The following is a 20,136-nucleotide window of genomic DNA, read 5'->3' on the forward strand; positions in this document are numbered from 1 at the left end:
CAATTTCCCTCAACAGGAAGGCCGTTTCCTGCACGCGTCACTCTCCCCTTCCAGACCTGACCGCCGGTCCCATGCTGCCTTGAACAAGGCCGCGTGGACGCTGCTCGTGACGCTGTGCCTGCCCGTACTGTCGACCGCTTTTCCCCTTCAGGCTGCCGCAGCAGGGCACCATGTCCATCATGCTGCCCATCATGCCAAGACCAAAAAGTCCTCCCACGCAGCCACGTCACAACTCGGTCTGGCCGTGCCGTCAGGCAGTCTTGATGCCCATTCCCTGCTGATGCCCGACCAGCCCTATCCGCTCAAGGAATGGGATGGCAGCCTAACGACGCTGCGTGACGCTGCTCTGGCACACAAGCCGGTATGGCTTGCAGCCATGATCGACAACACCACCCTGTATGCCGCCTGTCGTGACGGTATTGTGCAGACGCTTCCAGCGCTCCCCATCAGCGATCGGTCACGCAGCACACCGGGCTCACCCTGCGGCATTGCCGCCGGGGAGGAGAGTATCGTCCTGGCGTGGGACCGAGGCAGACTTGGTGACGACGCGCCAAACTGGGGCGATTTCTGGGATATTGCCCGCCATCCGGGCAAACGTGCCCTGCGTCTCGACCCCAGAGGCACGCTTGAGATAGCTCTGATGGCTGATGGTGTTGCACCCGGCGACGTCTATACCGTTCTGGCCTCTCCCGCAGGGACAGATCGCGCATTTCGCAAGCTCGATCAATTGCGCCCCTATCTTGTCTGGTGGCGCACACCCGCAGAGGCGACGCGCATCATGAGCAGCGGCGCTGCCCTGATGCTTTCAACCCCCCATGACCGCTTGGCCGATCTGGGAGAGAAAGCCACCTTCGCCGCGCAATGGCGTCAGTCCCTTCGCCAGAAAGCGTCGTGGGCCATACCGCGCAACGTGCCTCCCGAGCAGGCAGAGGCTGTGATCAGGATGCTGCGCGACCAGACCCCGCTGCATGACGACACGCAGGATGCCCCGCAGGATGGACGCGACATTCGCGCTTTGTCCGTGAGCGACAGTTTCTGGGCCATCAATTATTATGCGCTTCAGAAACGCTTTCAGACCTGGCTGACCGCAGCGCCATGAGTCTCTCCGCTCTCGCCCTTGTTGCCGGATGGGCCACCTGTCTGATTCTGCTGGCTGTCCTGTCCAGAGGAGCGTCCCGTCTCGCCGGATTTTCCCATCTGAACACAATTTTTACCCATAGCGCCTGCGCCGCCGCCATAGCGGCACTCTGGCTCGGAAGCGAGGCTCCGCACTGGCCCCACTATTCGGGATGGTTTCTGAGCGGCTTTCTGGCTGGGCCATTTTGCATCCTGCCCATATGCCAGCGCCTGGCCGGCAAGGTGGCAGGACTGACGCGGGCTGCCTCCGGCCTTGGCGCTGGCCCGCGCGCGCGCTTGCGTCTGCTCTGGTTCCCCTTGCTGAGAGGCCCTATCCTGCTCTCTGGCCTGATTTCCCTTGCCACCCTGACTTCTTGCCTCATTCTTGGCAGTTTCACTCATGTCTGATCCCGAACATCCTTTCTGGCAGGTGATCCCCTTGTCTGAAATGACAAAGGCGCAGTGGGAATCGCTGTGTGATGGCTGCGGCAAATGCTGCCTGCACAAGCTGCGCGACGAAGAGACCGAAGCGATCCATTTTACGAATGTCGCGTGTCGTCTGCTCGATCTGGAAACCTGCCAGTGCTCGCAATATCCCACGCGGTTTCGCAAGGTGCCTGACTGTGTCTCGCTCACACCGGAAATTTTGGCCGATATTGACTGGCTGCCTCCAAGCTGCGCCTATGTGCTGATCCGTGATGGACAGGACCTCCCCGCTTGGCACCATCTGCGTACGGGCTCGGCTGACTCTGTGCACGAAGCGGGAATCTCGGGAAAGGGCCGCATGATCAGCGAGCGCGAAGCCGGGATGCTGGAAGACCACATTGTTGAGTGGGCGGCGGAAATTCCACCTGGCGTGGCGAAAAAACGCCGCAAGCGGCCTTCAACCAAACGACGCTGGTGACAGAACCTGCTTACCCGGTGACGTGGCGACACTCTGCGCGTGCTCGGCGCATTTCGCTTCGCATCGACGGCGCCAATCGTCAGGTCGTGGTGACCTGCCCCCGCCATTTACCCCTGCACCACGCGCGACGCTTTCTGCTCACTCACGATAGCTGGGTGCGCGAACGACTCAATGCCCTGCCGGCTATGACTGCCCTTGTTCCGGGAAGCACCATCTTACTCAATGATTGCCCGGTCACCCTGGTTCATGCGCCAGAGCAAAGACAGAGCGCCGGTATCGAGAAGGGTATTCTACGGATCAATGGTCCCATTGAGCGCTTCGATCAACGGGCTCTGGTTTTCCTCAGGCATCGGGCCGGGTTGATACTCCCTGCCGAGCTCGCTCATGAAGCGGAGCGAATGTCGTGCCAGATCTCGCGTTTCGCTTGCAGCAATGCCCGCACCCGGTGGGGGAGTTGCACACGAAACGGACGGGTTATGCTGAACTGGCGCCTGATCATGATGCCCGAACCTGTTCGCCGCTATGTGATGGTGCACGAACTCGCCCATCTGACGCATTTCGACCATAGCCTGGCTTTCTGGACTTTGGTGGAGCGGTTTCATGAACACCGCAAGCCGGCACAAGCCTGGCTCAGGCAGCATGGTACAGCGCTGATGGCGCTGGGATAATGGCCAAGCAGCCCGCAAGGGATTTTCACCCCCTCCCCCACGTGCTAGAGCCTGAGCCGTGCTGTGCGAACTTGGCGGAATGGTAGACGCACGAGACTTAAAATCTCGAGTCCGTAAGGGCGTATGGGTTCGAGTCCCATAGTTCGCACCACTATCTCATTGAATTTTATAGGTTTTTTGGCTCTCAACGCGTCAAACTGGGGTTTCCCCGGAATTCTTCCCAGAATGGGAAATTTTGATGCTGCGTCTGATAGGGTCCCGTTACCATTTTCGCAGGGCCGTGCCGAAGGATATCCAGCCTCTCCTGAGGCGGTCCGAGATCTCCCTTTCGCTCGATACTTCGGCTAAACTCGAGGCTCGCAGACGGGCGGCACAGCTATATGACCGGACCGGACAGTTCTTCGACAAGGTGCGCGCCATGAGTGACTCGAAAGCCCGACCGCCCACACCGGACGAGATCATCACTTTTTATGAGAGCTTCGTTCGCGATACCGAGTCTGCCCATGCCATCGAGATGCGCCTGCTCGAACTCAAGCATGAGAGGGAAATGACAGAGGTTCAGGTACGCTTCCTCGAATTCAACAACCTTGTGACGCGTTTTCTCTCCATCATCGGCCCCTATCTTGCCAAGGATACCGAGCGGCTCGAAACGATGCGGAAGATCGTGAAGAAGGATCTGCCTGAAGCGCGTGCGGAGGCCGCTAATCTAGCCGCTCAGGTCAATCTCCTGAAAAGCATCGTCGTCGACATTGGAACCGCCACGAAGAGCGAACCTATCGCCCCAGTGCCGCTGACTGCTGAACCAGACCCACGCGGACCAACCATACCAAAGAAAAAGCTGGCAAGCTCCAACTGCCGCGCAAAGCTTCTGACGGTCAGCATGGCTGCGCAGCGTTTTATCTACCCAGATACCAATCGCTCAGAAGATACGAAACGCGGCACGCGCAAAGCGCTTAACCTGTTCATCGATGCCTTCGGCGACATGGAGGTCGAACGGATCACCGGCGAGACCGCTGGCGAGTTCCGTGATCTCCTCTTCCGTCTTCCCTCCACCCACGGCAAGGAGCGCAACGGTCGCTCAATCCGTGACGAGGTCGCTCGCGCTGAAATGGTCTCACGTAAATCGGACGCTCGTTTCCGGCCGCGCCGGCTCGCAAGCGGCATCAGGGGCGCTATGCGTTCCCATTCTTCATCTGTCAGATCAGACGGATAGCATTTCGTCCTGCGGGTGATATCGGCCACGCGGCCTCTCTGCTCTGGCGTCCATATTCAGAGCTTGAATCGTGTACCAGACTCGCTGAAAACCCTTCACGTTCAATTTCCAAAATAGCTTTAAAGAGCATACCGTTTGAGGAATTCGTTCAATGAGGCGACTTGCTGGTCAAGGTCGAGGCAATTTCTATTAACATCATCGGTCATACACATATTATTGCCAGCAACGTCCTCAATAGATTTTATGTTTTTGTTGATTTCACCAATACTACGGGCTTGGTTTTTGGTTGTATCTTCAATACTACGAATGAAATTGTTCACGCTCGCAACCTGACATGTTATGCTTTCCATGCCACTTGCAACTTTCTCAGTAAGTGCGACGCCTGTCTTCATGGTCTCCCGGGACTGGGTCACGAGCTCAGCGATAACCTGTGCGGCTTCCGCCGAGCGATGCGCGAGTGATCGGATTTCATCCGCAACAACGCCGAAACCCTTCCCTTCCTCTCCAGCATGGGCAGCTTCCACCGCAGCGTTGAACGAGAGTAATCGCGTTTGCAGGCTAATATCTTCTATCAGTCGGAGGCTCTCGACCATATTGAAGTAGCGTTGGGCAATACCGGATATGGCCGAAACTGTCTCACCAACAATATCCTTGAACGAGCCCGCTTGTTCATTGATATCCGAAACGAGCCGCCTGGCTGAAGCAACGTCTTCTGCATTTACCTGCACTGCATCATTCATCTCTCTCACACTTGCGGCGGCAATCGTGAGATCCTGGGTTTGTCTCTGGGTATGCCCAGATAATGTGAGGCTTCCCTCCCGAATAGACGACGATGCCCTGCAGACCGCTTCAACACTCGTGGAGATAGCCGCGATGACCTGACGAAGGTCTTCAGCCGTTTCTGCTGAACGTATGGCAGACGCTTCATTCTGCAGATTCGCAGCTCGAACCAGAGAGAGGGTCGAACCAACTCCAAGGTACCGCCCTTCTCGCACTATGAGGAAACCGCGATAGAGATCGTGTGCGTCGGCACCAAGGAGTGAACGAGTGAAATCTGCTATGGCCACATCGTATTCGACAACTTTGGTCGGCCCTCTGAGGAGTAAGCCCACCTTCCGTCGGGTGTAGAGTGAACGTCCGAAACGTCCTGACATAACCGCGAAGAAAAACTGTCTATCGATAATCCCGACCGGTCGCCCGTCTTCATGTAAAACAGCGATCATTGAAAGATTGTCGTCATCTGTGAAAAGCTGGTTTACCGTAGCTCCGATATCATCACCCCCCAATACCGGAACAGTTTCCACAATATCTGCCATGATACGCGGCGGAGTACTGGTTATCTCGGTAAATTCCGAGGATATCAATGAACCAGAAAACATATCCGACATGAATACAGACCGTTTATATGACAAATATATGACGTTATATCATGGCACTAGCATTGATTCTCAAAACTTCGCCATGTGAACATATTACACAATATACTCACCTCGCGAGGCAATACTCGTAAATTTCTTCATTTTTTCATATTTGAGAGAGTCGGTAGCCACGATGGAAATGGCTACCGTGCGGTCGGTTCGTTCTAGCTCATGCTCTTAAGAACGTACCTCATTGTTCCAACCGGAAGAATGCGACCCGATCACGAAGTACGCTCGCGGCTTTGTCCAAGGACGAAATAGCTGCAGTATTTTCTTCTACCATGGCTGCGTTTTGCTGAGTAGATTTTGTCATCTCTCCAACCGCCAGGTTGATCTCCTGTATCGCCGAGAATTGACCAGTCGAGGAATGAGCGATTTCCGCGACGAGCTTGTCGATCTCCCCAACCTGACTCAGGATAATACCTAGAGCGCCACCGGCTTCGCGCACCAGCCTTACGCCATCGGAGACAAAATCGCTCGAACTTGAGACCATCTCCTTCACGCGACGAGCGCCTTCAGTCGACCGCTGAGCCAGAGTGCGCACTTCTGTCGCGACGACAGCAAAACCACGTCCTGCATCCCCGGCTCGGGCGGCCTCTATCCCTGCATTCAGTGCAAGGAGATTTGTCTGAAAAGCAATTTCGTCGATAAGTCCGATCACCTGACTGATCTGGGCGAAGCTACTCTCGATCTGGCTCATCGCGTTCACGGCGTTATGAACCATCGCGCCAGACTTTTCAGCACCCAGTCGCGTGTCATCGGTCACTGAAGCGGCTTTCTTCGCACTGTCTGCGGAGTCACGCAGCATACTCACTACGCGCTCGATCGCGGCTGAGGACTGCTCTATACTTGCCGCCTGCTGCTCGGTGCGCCGTGACATATCGTTCGAAGCGACAGAGATTTCGCCTGTGCCAGAGCCAATGGCCATAACGCTTTGCTGGATCACCGAGAATGTCTGATTCAAACGCTCAAACGCATCATTGAAATCCGTTTTCATGACCTGAAGGCGCTGCGGTAGCGCAACATCAATACGATAAACGAGATCACCCTCGGCAGCCGCCGATAGCCCTTTGCGGATAGCCTCGACTGCACGGGATTCCTCTTCAAGCTCCCTCGCAACACGCTCCGCGTTTTCGGCCCTCTCCTTGGCAACAGCTTCCCGCTCGGCAGCCTGCTCGGCAGCCAGAACCTTTGCTCGTTGCAACCCCCCCCTGGATCGTGCTGAGCGCCTTGGCCATATCTCCAACTTCATCTCCCCGCTCAAGACAGGGAATGCTCTCGTCCAGCCGTCCTTCAGCGATACCGAGCATACGATCCCTCACCCTCAGAAGCGGTGATACGATCGTTTTCTGGCTCATAAGCAGGGTCGCGAAAAGAATAAGAATCTGGATGAGCACCAGGCCAATGACGCAATTACGGACAGAAACATTCACATCATGAGCGAGCTGGTTTGATGCACTCTCAACATGCGTAATACGGCGGCCTGTGATCGCCCCGATATCGATCGCCAGGTGAACCCCATCCTGATCAGATGCCTGGGCGATCTGGCGCATTTTGGCAATGTCGCCTTTATCAAGCGCAATCAGCAGACTGTTTAACTGCTGCTCGAAAGTGCCATAACGTCCCAATAGTGGATCCAGCGTGGAGACGAGACGCGGATCCACCCTCGCGGCCTCAGCAAAGATATCACGGGTTCCTCGCATATCTTTCTGGAACCGCGTTACAACCTCGCCGACGAATGGGCTGTTCGCCTGATCGATCAGGAGATGAGAGGCGTAAAGGAGTGCATTGAGCTTGTCGCTGATGCGCGCAAGCATGATTGTGCCCCGGTCATCTGAATTGATGAATGAGCGATAGCGCTCGCCGGATTTTAACTGATTATTGACTAAAAAACCTGAACCGATAAATGTAACCAACGTCAATGTTATTGCAACAAGTGCAATTTTGGCCTTGAACCGAAAGACACTGAACATGAGAGGGACGAGCCTTTTTTCCGCGTACCCTTTCATTGGTCCATCGGAATTATTAATAAATCCTCTCGTTGCCCCTTCATATAACCTGTGGGCGGCTTCGTTTCAGATTTTGCCTTGCAGATAGGGACTGACAAGAATCCTGGCTGACCAGACCTGATGCGAGTAGGTCGCTGTAATCACCAGCCAGGCCCCGCGTCACGCCCCTCCCGAGTGTCCGTGGCGCGGAGGCGGCTTATCAAGCGGAGGAAAAAGAAGCCAGCGGCACACGAAAAACATATCAGGGCTGCCGTCTCGCAGATCGATGCGAGTCGTTCCAAGGAGCCATCGAACAGCCCCAGATACACCAGACGATCGCCGATGAAGGAGAAAACCTTCACCAATATGGTTTCTACAACGCCTAAACCTATGAGAAGTATGATCAGCTTTAGAATCATGTAACGGCCCCTGTCCTCGGTTTTTGACGAGAACGTCGAGTTCTAGGAGCCAATCGTTAACAGAAGATAGGATTTAATACGCTCAATCCGCCTTGACGGCGCTCGCCTTGCATTCTCGATCACGAGAATTTTCGGGGTCTATGGAGGGCTTTCATCAATGCGTTCACCCTTGGTGCGGCCATGTATTTCCCGCCTCTATGCAGAGGGCTGGAAAAACTCCAACACGAGAATATCGACCGTGATGAGTGAGGGGGTAAGCATATAAATAATGGCCCCTCTCTTACCCGTTCCTTCCGGTCATCGTTACTTTTTATGACGCAGTTCCAATGAGCGCTATGGCGAAAAGCCGGAGGAAACGTGGGCGGGACGCTGCGCTACGCGAAAGACACCACATTTCCCAAGATCAAGGAGCTGATAAACCAAGGCCTGCCAACAAGCATGTTGCCTGGTCAGAATGGCAGGACACCATTCATAATCTGCTGTCCCCAGCGCGCATTCTGGACAGTGGTCAGCTGACCACGACCTCCATACGAAATCCGTGCCTCTGCAATACGGTCATGTGTGACGATGTTGTCTTCCGTTATATCCTGGGGTCGAACAACGCCGCTAACCATGAGTTGACGCAGTTCACCATTGATGCGGACTTCCTGCCGGGCAACGACAACGAAGTTACCATTGGGCAGTACCTGAGTCACCGTCCCCGCCAGGGCAAGGGTGACAGTCTCATTACGGCGAATGACACCTGCGCCCGTATTTGCAGTCGCACTACTTGTGTCCAGCGCACTGCTACTTGATAGCACCTTACCCTGGGCTCCGAAGAAACTCGGGATCCCGAATGTCTGCGAGCCGCTTCCTGCGACGGTGGTATTGTCGTTGAGTGCCGCATTGTCCGAGATGTTGACGTTGATCGTTATCAGATCGCCAACCTGAGAGGCACGCTGGTCTTTGAAAAAAGCCCGGCTTCCTGAGCGCCACAGGCTCCCGACCTCCGTTGGCGGAGGTTGGAGAGGTGGCATCGGCATTGTCACCGGACGATAGTCCGGCGACTGTGTCGGATCAGAAGTGTGGGTCATTCTCGGTGGGTGACCGAGTTCCGTCAGATCAGAAAGAGACGTGCAGCTGCCCAGTAGCAGCAGCACGGTCAATGAGCCACGGGAGAAAAAACGCGTCATCGTTTTCAGAGCCACCTATCGCCAGGAAACGTCAAGGCGCAGGATTGCGCATAGACGCCGAAAGCCGGCGCATTGTGATCGGATCGGACGGGACTGGATGACTCGTCAACGCCACTTCCACATTTGACCCATCAGTGACTTTCCCGTTGACAATCATCCCGCTCGACTCATTCAATGCGCGGACCTGCTGTTTGGCACCGGCATCCTCAAGAACCCTTCCAGCAATCGACAATCTGAGCCCTGGAGCTACGTAGGTGATCATGACGGGATCTCCCTTATGCATGATCACAGTGCGCTGCAGGTCCTGCGCAATGACCGCGGAGCCCGCCACGACACCACGGCTGATGGTCTGCCCCTCTACCTCAGCCGGATCGGTGACAGCACGCGACGGCAGATGACCGGAATATGCCTCGTCCACCCTAACATCTGCGGCACTGACAACGCTTCCTGCCCCCATCGAGTGGGTGTACACAATCACGCGCTGGGTGGCATGGACAACACCCGTCAGCATGAACGAGTCGGTTGCCAGATCTCCTGTAGGGTGGGCACGATAAACAGTGGATGAAAACCACCCGCTCCGCTGATCCCATTTCACATCAGACAGAACAACCGGCTCGGCCTCATCCGCAGAGACTGTCACAGGATGAAAGTCGTGAAACGTTATTGAAACGGGGCCTTCGCCCAGGTCGGGCAGGTTTTTCCTGACGAGGGAAACGAAATAATTCTCGTCGAGAATTCTTCCCGCTCTGGTAATCGTCATGAACGAAGAGGAGGATTGGTCTTCCCACTCGACACCGTATTGATCAGCGATCGCAATAAGTTGTTGCCCGCTTACATGAATACTCGATCCAGGTGCCGGCCCAGGACCCAGAACCCGATCCTGCCCGGGCTCAAGACCAGAAAAAATATCAGAAAGACGAACCATCCCGGACGAAACGATGGACGTATTGCGCAGGGTCGCTGCATATCCTGGTACGGAATGGCCTATCAAAGATAGCCCTATGAGAGCGATCGTGAGCCCGCGCATATTGGTATCACCGCAGATTGGTCAGGGTTTGCAGCATTTCATTCGAGGCAGTGATAACTTTACTGTTCATCTCGTAGGCTCGCTGCGCCGTAATGAGCGCAGTGATTTCGGTCACGACATTAACTGATGATTCCTCGACAAAACCCTGACGGACCGAACCATATCCCTCGCTCTGCGGTGTACTGAGGTTGGCTGTACCAGATGAGGTTGTTTCGGTGAACAGGTTCTGCCCCATCGCCGTAAGACCATTCTCATTCTGGAATGTCGCGAGCTGCAACTGACCAGCCACCTGAGCTGTAGTCTGACCAGACAGCGTGTACTGTACCTGTCCAGACTGATCGATCGTGATATTCTCCGCATTGTTGGGAACGGAGATATTGGGAGACAGGGGATAGCCGTCTGCAGTGACAATCGTACCGTCTTCCGAGAGCGAGAATGTTCCGTCACGAGTATAGGCATATTCTCCCGACGGAAGGGTTACACGGAAATATCCACGCCCCTCAATGGCAAGATCCAGCGAATTTCCGGTTTGTTCCAGCGTACCTTGCTCGTTGATGCGGTATATGCCGGCCGTGCGAACACCAAGACCAACCTGCGCACCCGCAGGAACAAGGTCCCCGGTATCAGAACTCATCGTCCCAGCACGACGCAGATCCTGATAGATCAGGTCCTGAAACTCAGCACGACGACGCTTGTATCCGGTGGTTGTCATGTTGGCGATATTATTGGAAATCGTCTCGACATTTGTGGTCTGGGCCTGCATGCCCGTATTCGCAATATCAAGCGATCTCATCATTTCAGGACACCCCTATCAAGAGCACTTCGGAGAGCCTCTTGCATCGACATTATATTTTCTTATCGCAACGAAATATCATTTCAGTTGCGCACAGGACTTCAATATCAGGCAATCTTCGAATTATCTGGCATGTAACATAGAGGCAGCTCGATGCCCCCATGCCGATATATGATGGTTACAGCCTACAATGCTTTGTTGCACAATACGAGACCGGGAATATGAAACTTTTCAAAATTTTCGAATGCATGCGTCAGCGCGTCTTTTGGGACACGCCTATCTCATCGGGCTGAGACAGGCGTATGAGCATACCTCGTCTCAAGAAGAGCCGTGAGATCATCTGTGAGCATGGCAACAGGCCCTTCCCAGTTGAGGGGCTGCTTTTGCTGATAAAGGCGTATCGACTCATACCACGGTGAATCACATCGCCCCGAGAGCCAACGCCAGCATTGATCATAGCGTGAAAGAAGCCATGTGGGCTTCCCCAACCCAGCCGATACATGCGCAGTCGATGTGTCGACGGCGATAACGAGATCCAGCGTGTCAATCAGCGCAGCCGTATCATCAAAACTGGCGATGTGCCTCGTGTGATCTGAAAGACGCATCCCTTCAGGCGGATTTGCCGCCTGCGCTGCGCGTTCTCCTATCTGCAGGCTATAGAACCTGAGCGCTCTAAAGCGTCTGGCGACCTGCCCTAGCGGTGCCAGATCCTGCAGATTCATGGAGCGGCGATGGTCAGCAAGAAATGCTGCCTGAACTTCGGGATGCGGTGCGCCCGCCCATACAAGCCCCACACGAAAGGTATCGTGCCAGTCATCAGCGTCCCCAGCCCGAAGCCGTTCGCGCCACAGGGTAATCTTTATCGGGTCAGGCCGCAGATATCTGCCAGGAACAGGGATCGTCTCTAGCGTTATCCCGAGTACGTGAGGCAAGCTGAGAACCGGACATTCGAGATCGTGCTCGGGAAGGATATCGTCTTCCGACAGGACTGTGATCTCAGGGAAACTACGCTCCAGAAGCGAGACGAGCTCCGGCCTCACACGCAGAATGACCTGTCCGACCTTTTGCGCCGCAAGCGGAGCCAATCGGGAAAACTGCAAGACGTCTCCAAATCCGCCCTCGGTGAAAACCATCAGAGTTTTGTCAGGCGCCAGCTCACCACCCCAGCGAGGCACACTACTTTGCCCGCCAGAAGCACGCAGCCCTGTCCAGCGATGCTCATACTCACGAAAGCCTTCAGCATAATCGCCACTTTGAAGCAGCGAAACTGCGCGGTTGGTCCGGCTGTATATGTTCTCCTGGTTCATCTGGACAGCGGCATCATGAAAACCGCGCGCCAGTGCATGATCTCCGCGATGATCAAGAGCTACGCCCATGTTACTGAGCGCCAGAGCATGCGAAGGCTCGAGGCGGAGACTGTTGCGATAGCAGGCAATCGCATTTTCGTACTGGCTTAGATGTAAAAAACTATTCCCTATATTGGACCACGCGTCGGGAAGACCAGGATCAAGCGCAATGGAACGACCCAATAATGCGAGGGCATCCGAAAACCGGTTTTGCAAGTTGAGCAAGCCACCGTAATTGCTCAGGGTGCGCGCGTTGTCGGGAGATGCCTGGAGGCGGATTTCATATGCTTTCGCCGCTGACGCATAATCACCAGCCAGCTGAAGCGCTTCTGCGCTGCCTTCCGGATGGGTCATCAGAGATAATCCGCCAGTGTCATGCCCTTCATGTTTGAAATAAGGATATACGAGGCACTCAGGCTGGTTTTGATATTCGCTGCATTGGTTGCGACTGTCGCCATATCAGCATTTCGCGAATCGCCCAGCTGGGTTTCGAGCATTGTGGAAAGCCCAGTCAGCATTGTCGATTGCGAGGTCAGACTGTTTTGCGTTGCGCCCACAGCGCCTTCCTCTTCGGTCAGCTGGCTAATTGTCGTGCCGAGCGACGTATAGATCTGCTTTGCAAGATCGGAAAATCCTGGTGTGTTGGACGACATCCCGTTCATTGCCGATACCGCCATAAGGTCTCGCATCAGATCCCTGATCGGCGATCCGGTGGACGTATTGCTCGAAGAGGAGGTCATTGATGACTGAGTCGCAACGATACCGAAACTCGTCGTGGTGTTGGTCCCACTCATCACGCTGCGTTGATTATCGGCAGCCTGAGCCGGAGATACGGAAAGTGTTGCCGAAAATACGGATACCGCCTGATCGGTTGACCCCGCCAAAGAGGTCGCACTGGCAAGAACGGACCCCGCATTGGATGCGTTGAGAGACTGAACGCTCGTCGCAATCTGCTGAGCAAGGCTGCTTGATGACAGGGAAGCGCTCCCTTTTATGGGTGCTGTGTTGCTGTCAGTGCCTGCAAATACGTAATTTGCACCATCGCTCGTATTGAGCACTGTCTTGAGATCACCAAGGGCACTCATTGCCGATGAAGCGGCGGCAGCAACCTGACTGGATGTTGCCGTGCCCGAAATACCGAGCAGACTAGTGGAAAGCGTCTGCGCCATTGAAACAAGTTGATTGAGACCGGTGGCCGTGACGGACAAGGTGTTCTGAGCGTTGGTGATATTGGATTGCCACGCCTGCACCTGAGTGATTTTGGGAGTGAGGCTGAGCGCCGCAGAACGGGATGCCCCTAGATCAGCGTAAGTCGACCCGATGATACCGGTGCTGCTCTGCCACGTTGCGGTCTCCTGCTGCGCAGTCAGGGTCTTTACACTCGCCTCAAGAATGAGCGAGAGAGCCGATCCGCCGTACTGACCTACCGCATTGCTCATGACCAATCTCCGGACCGCTTACTGGATTGCCGATAACAGCGCATTGAACATGGTCTGCACCGTGGAAATGATCTTCGCGTTCGCCGTGTAAGCATTTTGCAGCGCAACGGTCTTGGCCATTTCGTCATTGACGTTGACGCCCGAAACGTCTGCTACTTTGGTCTGCAGGAGCGTGAGAACGGCGCTGCTAGACGTGACACCCGCGCCCATGGAAGCGATGGTAGCGCCCTGATTGGAGGTAAGGGCAGTTGATAACGCGAGTAGTCCCTGATTACCGGCATATCCCGTCGAGATTGACCCACCTGGACCGAGATTGCTGGATGGCGCAGATAGACCCCCGCTTACGTCTTCGGCATCCGAGCCAAAGGTGGTGGAAAGAACATTGCTGATGGTGGTTGTGACACCTGTGTTGGTGCTCCCATCACTATTAGTGGTGGTGGTGAGCGCCGACGGCGTCTTGGTATAGGTACTGTTGACACTCAGGCTGGCAGATAGCCCAACAATTCCCTGAGGCACCGGCTTACTGAGGTCACTGCCCTGAATCGAACTCGTCGCGTTGGCGTCAGAGCCGGTAACGAACAGAGGCAATCCTGCGCTGCTAAAACGATTCATTACCGTGTAGGAGAATGAATCGAGCTGCGCCTGCATCTGAGGGTAAGTGCTATCGCGCAGGGTCAGGTTGCCGCCAAGGCTCCCCCCTGTTAGACTCGTTGTAATATCCTGGCCAGCAAGAGTAATTGCCGGGATGGAAGAGTTCGTGTTCTGCGCACTGTAGTATGAACTGCTCGACAGTGTAACACTCGAAGTCGAGAGAGGCCACGTGCTGCTGGGTAGTGTCTGGGTGCTATCGTCCAGACCCATCTGATCGGGTCTGGTTGGCAACTGCGTTCCGTCTGCGGTACGCACCGTCATATCGCCGTTTGCACTGGTGGTAAAAGACACGCTCAGATTGGAAGACAGGTCCGACATCACGCCCAAACGCTGATTTTCCAGATCGGCGGTACCCTGCCCCAGACTTTTGAATTTCATGATCTGCTTCGACAGGGCACCAATCTGTGTCAGGTCGGAGTTGATGGAGGACACATCGGAAACCGCACCATCAGCCGCCGCCTGTCGCTGCGAAGCATAGGTCGAGGCAAGAGTCTGTACGGTTGTCACCAAGGCAGAGGCCTTGCTGACGACTGCACTCTGGGAGACGCTCTGGGTAGGAGTGGACGTCAGGGAAATCAGGGCACTTTGCAAATTGCCGAGCTGGTCTGAAAGGCTAGACGTACTTCCGGAGTCCTGAGAGGTAGATCCTTGCACGGAGGAGACGGCAGCCAGCGAATCGCTCATCACTGTGTAGGACGAAGCCTGGGCATTTTGCTGATAAAGCGATGATTGCAGCGCTTGATTGATCGCAAGCTGGGTATTGCCAAGCCGGACCCCTGTACCATAACCCGCAGCCACCGAAGACAACGTCGCAGCCGTCTCTTTCACGTAGCCAGTGGTATTTGCGTTCGCGACATTGTTTGCCGTCACAGCATACTGGGCCTCGATAACACTGAGGCTACCCGTGGCGATAGAAAGAGAGGCCAGGAGGTTCATGCAATTCCGTTCAGCAAGAGAATGCCGCAGTCACCCACGACGGGCTTCAACACGCCACCCCAATGAAAAAGGGGAAACCAGCACGGACAGACCTAGAGACAAATAGTTTCGCAAAAGTTTCCAACCGCCTCTGATGGCACGTGGGATATAGCGCGAAAGGATACATACTTTCCGCCGATACGGCGGCTCTGGCTCTGGAATTTTGCGCCACGAGAAGCTGGCACATCCGGGATAAAAAGGCTGTAGCCAGGCAAGAGCTCGGCCTTAGCCCGCCCCCCCCCCCCGCATCAGGTAAGCCGATGCAGGGTGGTGCACTCAATCCACGTCTATCGTGCAGACCGGGCCATGCATCGTGAGAAAAGTGCCGCGGACTGGATAACATAGCCAAATGGCTGTGACTGGCCCGACGCCCTAGACAACCTCACTCAACGTGAACTCATCAACAAGCCCCTTGAGACGCCCCGCCTCGACACCGAGACTATTGGCCGCCGCAGTTGCCTCTTCGACCATTGCGGCATTCTGCTGAGTTACACGATCCAGTTGACCCACAGCCTGGTTGACCTGCCCCAGCCCCTCCGCCTGGTCTTCGGATCCCAAGGCGATTTCCGACAGAAGGCCGTCAATTCCGGATATGCGTTCGACAATCCCACCCAGCGCAGATCCGGCATCCGTGATCAGCTTTGCGCCACGGTCAACGTGCGTCGTGCTCTCTGAAATGAGGAGACGTATCTCCTGAGATGCCTTCGCAGAACGTTCCGCCAACGCGCGCACTTCTGTAGCCACCACGGAGAACCCACGACCCGCCTCACCCGCGCGGGCGGCCTCGACGGCAGCGTTCAAGGCAAGCAAATTGGTCTGGAAGGCAATCTGTTCGATCATCCCGGTGATCTGCGAGATTGCCTTCGACGCCTCACGCATACGCTCCATGGCATCGATCGCTCCATCCACGATTTGGGTCGCCGCCAGTGCATCGACTCTCATTGCTGAAGCTGAACAAGCCGCTGCCTTGGCGCTTTGCGCCCCTTTTGATACGCGCGCAGTAATCTGATTAAGCGTAACGGCGGTGCGCTCGAGATTACCCGCCTGCATCTCTGTCCTGCGGGCGAGATCATTGGAGGCAACGACGATCTCATTGGCTCCGTTCGCGACCGTGCCCACCGAGGCCGCAACACCGCCGAGCGTCATGTCCAACTTCGAGATTGCCCTGTTGAAATCTTCGCGGAGCTTTTCGTATGTGGGATCAATCTCGCCATTGAGACGAAAACCGAGGATGTTATCGGCCAGTCGCGCCAGGCCCTTACCAACGTCATCAATGGCCTTTACCCGCCCCGTGATGACCGTCGCGAATTTGACGACCTTGACCACCTCGCCTTTGATATCAAAAATCGGGTTATAGGAAGCCTGCAGCCACACCGGCTCCCCACGACTATCGAGACGTTTGCATTCGAGCGGTACATATTCCCCTTTGCGCAGCTTGTTCCAGAACGCCTTGTATTCCGAGGTGGCAGCCATATCCGACCCGACGAAGATCGAATGGTTGCGCCCGACAAGATCTGGCAGTGAATAGCCCATAGCTGCGAGAAAATTGGGATTTGCATGCAAGATGGTGCCGTCGGGCGCAAATTCGATAACAGCCTGAGCACGGGAGATCGCGTCAAGCTTGCCCGCTGTATCAGCCCTGAGGGCCGCAGCCTCTGTCACTACAGCTGCAACCTTGACGATTTTATAGACCCGACCTGTAACGTCCCTGACTGGATTATAGCTCGCCTGCAGCAAAACCTCGGAACCGCTCTTTGCCAGCCTTATGCATTCCTGCGTACAGGACTTTCCCTCAGATAACCCGCGCCAGAATCCTGCATATTCCGCACTTGCCGCATAGGTATCGTCAATGAACAGGCGATGATGACGCCCCACGATCTCATCAAGCCGATAACCCATTGCATCGCAGAAATTCCGGTTGGCCTCAAGGATCATGCCGCTCACATCGAACTCGATGAACGCCAGCGCACGATCAAGCGCATTCATCTTGGCTTTGGCATCTGCCCAGCCACCAGGCCACGACTTAAACATCGATTTTTTACTCCGGAGATTGCCTGAAGAGTACTGGAGACGAGGGCAGATAGACACTCACAAAGCCGGACTATACCAAAGCCGCGCCACGGGTGCTGATTGTCAGAACCACCCCTATCTTGCGCCGGATCAGTGCCGGCCATTCATCTAATCGTGAAAACAGTTAACGAAACGTTTTTATCCGACGCCTGCGGCTTCTGTCTCAATTTTGTCATCCGACATTCAGTTTGCCGTCGCCGCACCGCGGAAAACGTTTTACCGCGTTTCGATATCGTGGGTTAGCATCCGGATAAACATCGTAACAAAGCTTGCGTTTCCACCAACACATGCTACCCATAGCCAAGCTGGGATTCACCTCGTTTCGGGATACTCCTGCTTGCCGCAGGCGTGGTGAGAGACAAATTTCGATCCGGTCAAGGCATCGCGCATTTTTATGTCGTCTCGTTCATTCAACATTCGGACTCTTCGTATACCATGCCCATGCGGCAAGCGAAGCAGTTCGTGGCATATAAGGTCGGGGACACTCTGATGTCAGTATTTAACGCGCTCACGACGGCCGTCAGCGGAATAAACGCGCAGTCAACGGCATTTACAAATCTCAGTAATAATATCGCAAACAGTCAGACCGTAGGTTACAAAGCCGATACGACTTCGTTCCAGAACTTCGTTGCTGGCTCGATGATTGGCAGCACTGCCTCGGCCGATGTCTCGGATTCCGTATCCGCTATCACGGTGCAGCATGTCGATAATCAGGGTACACCGACCAGCAGCAGCAACAGTCTTGCCTCGGCCATTTCTGGAAATGGGTTATTCGTTGTCTCCAAGGCGAACGGCGCTGGCAATGCGAGCACAACACAGTTTTCAGATCAAAGTTATTACACGCGAAACGGTGAGTTCTCGCAAAACAACCAAGGTTATCTTGTCAATACCAGCGGTTATTATCTCGACGGATATATGGTCGATCCGTCGTCCGGACAGCTTGGCACAAGTGTGACGCAGATTAATGTTGGCAATATCAGTTATCGTCAGCCACAGACGAGCAAGCTCACGCTGACAGCTACTGTGGGCACAATGCCTGCAAATTCGGCGAATTATACCGCCAGTGATGCCCAGACATACACGACTGCACCCGTGACAGTTTATGACGCGAACGCGACGCAGCATCATGTGGCGCTCAACTGGTCTCAAAGCACCACAAATCCCCTCGTCTGGACTGCCAGCGCTTATGACGCAGATGGAACGGGCGCCATCAATCAGGCGGATAATACCTATAACGTCACCTTCAACAGTAACGGCACTCTGGCCAGCGTGACGGATTCGACGGGAGCTACAGTTGGCTCGACCACCACTGGCGCGGCTGTAACGCTCCCCATCACAGCGTCCTATGGAACGAATACCTCTCAGTCGATTAGCCTGTCACTGGGCACCATTGGTGGCACCAGCGGAACGATCATGGCCCAATCAACGGGCACTGCGAGCAAAAGCGCAGTCTCGAGCCTGACGCTTGATCAGAATACTTCGACACTCACTGAGGACAGCTCTCAAATCGGTACGGCCACCGGCTCGAACCAGAGCTATATGACGTCGCCTGTTGATGTCGGGGGTACGCCCGTATCGCTTCGGTGGGCTCAGACATCTGCCTCGCCGCCAACCTGGAGCGTGTCGGCCATCAACTCCTCTACCGGCGCTGCGCTGAGCTCGACGAGTTCGATCACTTTCAATGCGAACGGCACGGCAAATTCACCCCCGACGACTCTCGCCGCCACGATCAACGGGCAGGCCTATACGGTGAAGCTGCCAAACATGACCAGCACAACGAGCCCCCTGCTCTCGACTTCGAGCTCGCTCGGACAGGACACGACAGCTCTCACATCCGACGCTGTAGCCGCTGGCACATATCAGGGCGTTCAGATACAGAGCGACGGATCTGTCATGGCGCAGTTCAGCAACGGGGCATCCCAACTTGCCGGCAAGATTGCGCTTGCCAATTTCGCCAATGTCAACGGATTGAACGCGGTAGACGGGCAAGCGTACACCGCTACCGCAGCGTCTGGTAACCCCGCTGTCGGCACTGTTGGCGCCAACGGGACCGGAACACTCTCCGTAGGTTACACAGAGTCTTCAACCACAAATCTCACAAGCGACCTTTCTGCCCTGATCGTCGCTCAGGAAGCGTATTCAGCCAATACCAAGGTCATCACCACTGCGGACACTCTGCTGCAGGCTACCATTGCCATGAAGCAATAATATAAGAGGACGATTTTCCCGGGCAGCAGTCTGATGCTGCCCGTCGAAACAAGGCGGCCTCGCAGGAGGATGCTCCTTCTATGGCGCCCCGGAAACTTCCGTCCGCGCATGAATGCGCATTAATCAAACTACAGTCACTGCCAGAAGAACGTGAGCGAAAGATAAATGAGTGAATCCCGCCTGAACGATGATCTCGACATCAACGTTGTCGATGACGATCGGCTTGGGATGAAGGCTCAACCTAGAAAGAAACGCCTCATTCTCGTGGCAGCATCACTGATCCTGCTCACTTTAATCGCCGGCACAGGATATCTTGCCATCCATAAGGGGTGGTTTTCATCAACGAAGCAGACAGCAGAGGCTGCTGACCCGTCTACTGCCCAAAGTACCATTCTGGCGGTACCATCCATCATCTCGAGCCTCGATAATGGTGAAAATCGACCCGTCTATGTGAAGATGACAACGCGTGTGGAGATTGCTGGAATTCAAAATGAGGCCTCGCTGAGGCGGTATATTCCCCAGATCCAGGACATATTTCAGACCTATCTGCACGAGACGCGCCCTCAAGAGATAAGGGGAAACGGGGTGTACAGGTTGCGTGAAACTCTCCTGAGGCGGCTTAGAATTGAGATAGCGCCCTTCAAGATCACCAATTTTTATATTACCGAATTCCTCATACAGTGAGACCGGTTGAGATAAACATTGGTCCTTTCGATGCAGGCAGAGTTT

General features: G+C 55.0%; 16 protein-coding genes, 1 tRNA gene and 2 pseudogenes. 8 read left to right on the forward strand and 11 right to left on the reverse strand.

Translation table 11 applies throughout. From position 1 onward, the window contains the following. The first annotated feature begins 79 nt into the window (after window positions 1-79). The 6 genes and pseudogenes from P5689_RS04825 to P5689_RS15525 form a co-directional block, all read left to right on the forward strand. The gene (locus tag P5689_RS04825) at window positions 80-1,099 is read left to right on the forward strand and encodes an extracellular solute-binding protein (protein WP_285532303.1); all 1,020 of its coding nucleotides are present in this window, start codon (window positions 80-82) and stop codon (window positions 1,097-1,099) included. Then, on the forward strand, window positions 1,096-1,524 hold the full coding sequence (locus tag P5689_RS04830) for a hypothetical protein (RefSeq protein ID WP_285532304.1): 429 nt from the start codon (window positions 1,096-1,098) through the stop codon (window positions 1,522-1,524). The genes P5689_RS04825 and P5689_RS04830 overlap by 4 nt, the downstream gene beginning before the upstream one ends. Continuing rightward, complete coding sequence (locus P5689_RS04835) at window positions 1,517-2,020, forward strand: YcgN family cysteine cluster protein (protein ID WP_023980014.1); 504 nt, start codon at window positions 1,517-1,519, stop codon at window positions 2,018-2,020. The genes P5689_RS04830 and P5689_RS04835 overlap by 8 nt, the downstream gene beginning before the upstream one ends. Then, window positions 2,017-2,688: a M48 family metallopeptidase gene (locus tag P5689_RS04840; protein ID WP_051395978.1), complete on the forward strand. Its 672-nt coding sequence runs from the start codon at window positions 2,017-2,019 to the stop codon at window positions 2,686-2,688. The genes P5689_RS04835 and P5689_RS04840 overlap by 4 nt, the downstream gene beginning before the upstream one ends. 65 nt (window positions 2,689-2,753) lie before the next feature. Further along, window positions 2,754-2,839 (forward strand) — tRNA-Leu (locus tag P5689_RS04845). Between the two features lie 87 nt (window positions 2,840-2,926). Beyond that, a pseudogene (locus P5689_RS15525) lies at window positions 2,927-3,043 on the forward strand (DUF6538 domain-containing protein); the annotation flags it as partial. A gap of 746 nt (window positions 3,044-3,789) precedes the next feature. Here P5689_RS15525 and P5689_RS04850 read toward each other — a convergent pair. From P5689_RS04850 to P5689_RS04900, 11 genes and pseudogenes are all read right to left on the reverse strand, one after another. Further along, window positions 3,790-3,957 (reverse strand): annotated as a pseudogene (locus P5689_RS04850) (IS5/IS1182 family transposase); the annotation flags it as partial. Between the two features lie 63 nt (window positions 3,958-4,020). Continuing rightward, window positions 4,021-5,289 carry a methyl-accepting chemotaxis protein gene (locus tag P5689_RS04855; protein ID WP_035444534.1) on the reverse strand — a complete coding sequence of 423 codons (1,269 nt, stop codon included), beginning with the start codon at window positions 5,287-5,289 and terminating at the stop codon, window positions 4,021-4,023. 220 nt (window positions 5,290-5,509) lie between these two features. Beyond that, window positions 5,510-6,523: a methyl-accepting chemotaxis protein gene (locus P5689_RS04860; RefSeq protein ID WP_051757791.1), complete on the reverse strand. Its 1,014-nt coding sequence runs from the start codon at window positions 6,521-6,523 to the stop codon at window positions 5,510-5,512. Further along, window positions 6,423-7,292 carry a HAMP domain-containing protein gene (locus P5689_RS04865; RefSeq protein ID WP_285532306.1) on the reverse strand — a complete coding sequence of 290 codons (870 nt, stop codon included), beginning with the start codon at window positions 7,290-7,292 and terminating at the stop codon, window positions 6,423-6,425. The genes P5689_RS04860 and P5689_RS04865 overlap by 101 nt, the downstream gene beginning before the upstream one ends. Before the next feature lie 883 nt (window positions 7,293-8,175). Beyond that, window positions 8,176-8,898 carry a flagellar basal body L-ring protein FlgH gene (gene flgH / locus P5689_RS04870; RefSeq protein WP_285532308.1) on the reverse strand — a complete coding sequence of 241 codons (723 nt, stop codon included), beginning with the start codon at window positions 8,896-8,898 and terminating at the stop codon, window positions 8,176-8,178. 31 nt (window positions 8,899-8,929) lie between these two features. Next, window positions 8,930-9,925: a flagellar basal body P-ring formation chaperone FlgA gene (flgA, locus tag P5689_RS04875; RefSeq protein WP_081866914.1), complete on the reverse strand. Its 996-nt coding sequence runs from the start codon at window positions 9,923-9,925 to the stop codon at window positions 8,930-8,932. A 7-nt stretch (window positions 9,926-9,932) separates the two neighbouring features. Next, window positions 9,933-10,718 (reverse strand): flagellar basal-body rod protein FlgG, encoded by a 786-nt coding sequence (gene flgG, locus P5689_RS04880; protein ID WP_023980023.1) that lies wholly within the window; start codon window positions 10,716-10,718, stop codon window positions 9,933-9,935. A 281-nt stretch (window positions 10,719-10,999) separates the two neighbouring features. Further along, on the reverse strand, window positions 11,000-12,418 hold the full coding sequence (locus tag P5689_RS04885) for a tetratricopeptide repeat-containing glycosyltransferase family protein (protein ID WP_285532310.1): 1,419 nt from the start codon (window positions 12,416-12,418) through the stop codon (window positions 11,000-11,002). Then, a complete protein-coding gene (locus P5689_RS04890; protein WP_062165209.1) occupies window positions 12,418-13,503 on the reverse strand; it encodes a flagellin in 1,086 nt (361 codons plus the stop codon). Before P5689_RS04890 ends, P5689_RS04885 begins: the two co-directional genes overlap by 1 nt. An 18-nt stretch (window positions 13,504-13,521) precedes the next feature. Next, a complete protein-coding gene (locus tag P5689_RS04895; RefSeq protein ID WP_035444528.1) occupies window positions 13,522-15,090 on the reverse strand; it encodes a flagellar hook-associated protein FlgK in 1,569 nt (522 codons plus the stop codon). A 411-nt stretch (window positions 15,091-15,501) separates the two neighbouring features. Next, on the reverse strand, window positions 15,502-17,160 hold the full coding sequence (locus tag P5689_RS04900; protein WP_285532312.1) for a PAS domain-containing methyl-accepting chemotaxis protein: 1,659 nt from the start codon (window positions 17,158-17,160) through the stop codon (window positions 15,502-15,504). A gap of 528 nt (window positions 17,161-17,688) precedes the next feature. On the opposite strand from P5689_RS04900, the gene P5689_RS04905 reads away from it, so the two are divergent. After that, complete coding sequence (locus P5689_RS04905; RefSeq protein WP_035444314.1) at window positions 17,689-19,407, forward strand: flagellar hook-basal body complex protein; 1,719 nt, start codon at window positions 17,689-17,691, stop codon at window positions 19,405-19,407. 165 nt (window positions 19,408-19,572) lie between these two features. Next, the gene (locus P5689_RS04910; protein WP_285532314.1) at window positions 19,573-20,091 is read left to right on the forward strand and encodes a flagellar basal body-associated FliL family protein; all 519 of its coding nucleotides are present in this window, start codon (window positions 19,573-19,575) and stop codon (window positions 20,089-20,091) included. The last annotated feature ends 45 nt before the right edge of the window (window positions 20,092-20,136 follow it).

This window comes from Asaia sp. HumB, assembly GCF_030263835.1.
GTDB classification, from domain to species: domain Bacteria; phylum Pseudomonadota; class Alphaproteobacteria; order Acetobacterales; family Acetobacteraceae; genus Asaia; species Asaia bogorensis.

Excerpts from the sequence above, each read along its gene's own strand:
- P5689_RS04830 (WP_285532304.1), top strand. The coding sequence starts at position 1,096 with ATGAGTCTCTCCGCTCTCGCCCTTGTTGCCGGATGGGCCACCTGTCTG.
- P5689_RS04835 (WP_023980014.1), top strand. The coding sequence starts at position 1,517 with ATGTCTGATCCCGAACATCCTTTCTGGCAGGTGATCCCCTTGTCTGAA.
- P5689_RS04855 (WP_035444534.1), bottom strand. The coding sequence starts at position 5,289 with ATGTCGGATATGTTTTCTGGTTCATTGATATCCTCGGAATTTACCGAG.
- P5689_RS04865 (WP_285532306.1), bottom strand. The coding sequence starts at position 7,292 with ATGTTCAGTGTCTTTCGGTTCAAGGCCAAAATTGCACTTGTTGCAATA.
- flgH (WP_285532308.1), bottom strand. The coding sequence starts at position 8,898 with ATGACGCGTTTTTTCTCCCGTGGCTCATTGACCGTGCTGCTGCTACTG.
- flgA (WP_081866914.1), bottom strand. The coding sequence starts at position 9,925 with ATGCGCGGGCTCACGATCGCTCTCATAGGGCTATCTTTGATAGGCCAT.
- flgG (WP_023980023.1), bottom strand. The coding sequence starts at position 10,718 with ATGAGATCGCTTGATATTGCGAATACGGGCATGCAGGCCCAGACCACA.
- P5689_RS04885 (WP_285532310.1), bottom strand. The coding sequence starts at position 12,418 with ATGACCCATCCGGAAGGCAGCGCAGAAGCGCTTCAGCTGGCTGGTGAT.
- P5689_RS04890 (WP_062165209.1), bottom strand. The coding sequence starts at position 13,503 with ATGAGCAATGCGGTAGGTCAGTACGGCGGATCGGCTCTCTCGCTCATT.
- P5689_RS04895 (WP_035444528.1), bottom strand. The coding sequence starts at position 15,090 with ATGAACCTCCTGGCCTCTCTTTCTATCGCCACGGGTAGCCTCAGTGTT.
- P5689_RS04900 (WP_285532312.1), bottom strand. The coding sequence starts at position 17,160 with ATGTTTAAGTCGTGGCCTGGTGGCTGGGCAGATGCCAAAGCCAAGATG.
- P5689_RS04905 (WP_035444314.1), top strand. The coding sequence starts at position 17,689 with ATGTCAGTATTTAACGCGCTCACGACGGCCGTCAGCGGAATAAACGCG.
- P5689_RS04910 (WP_285532314.1), top strand. The coding sequence starts at position 19,573 with ATGAGTGAATCCCGCCTGAACGATGATCTCGACATCAACGTTGTCGAT.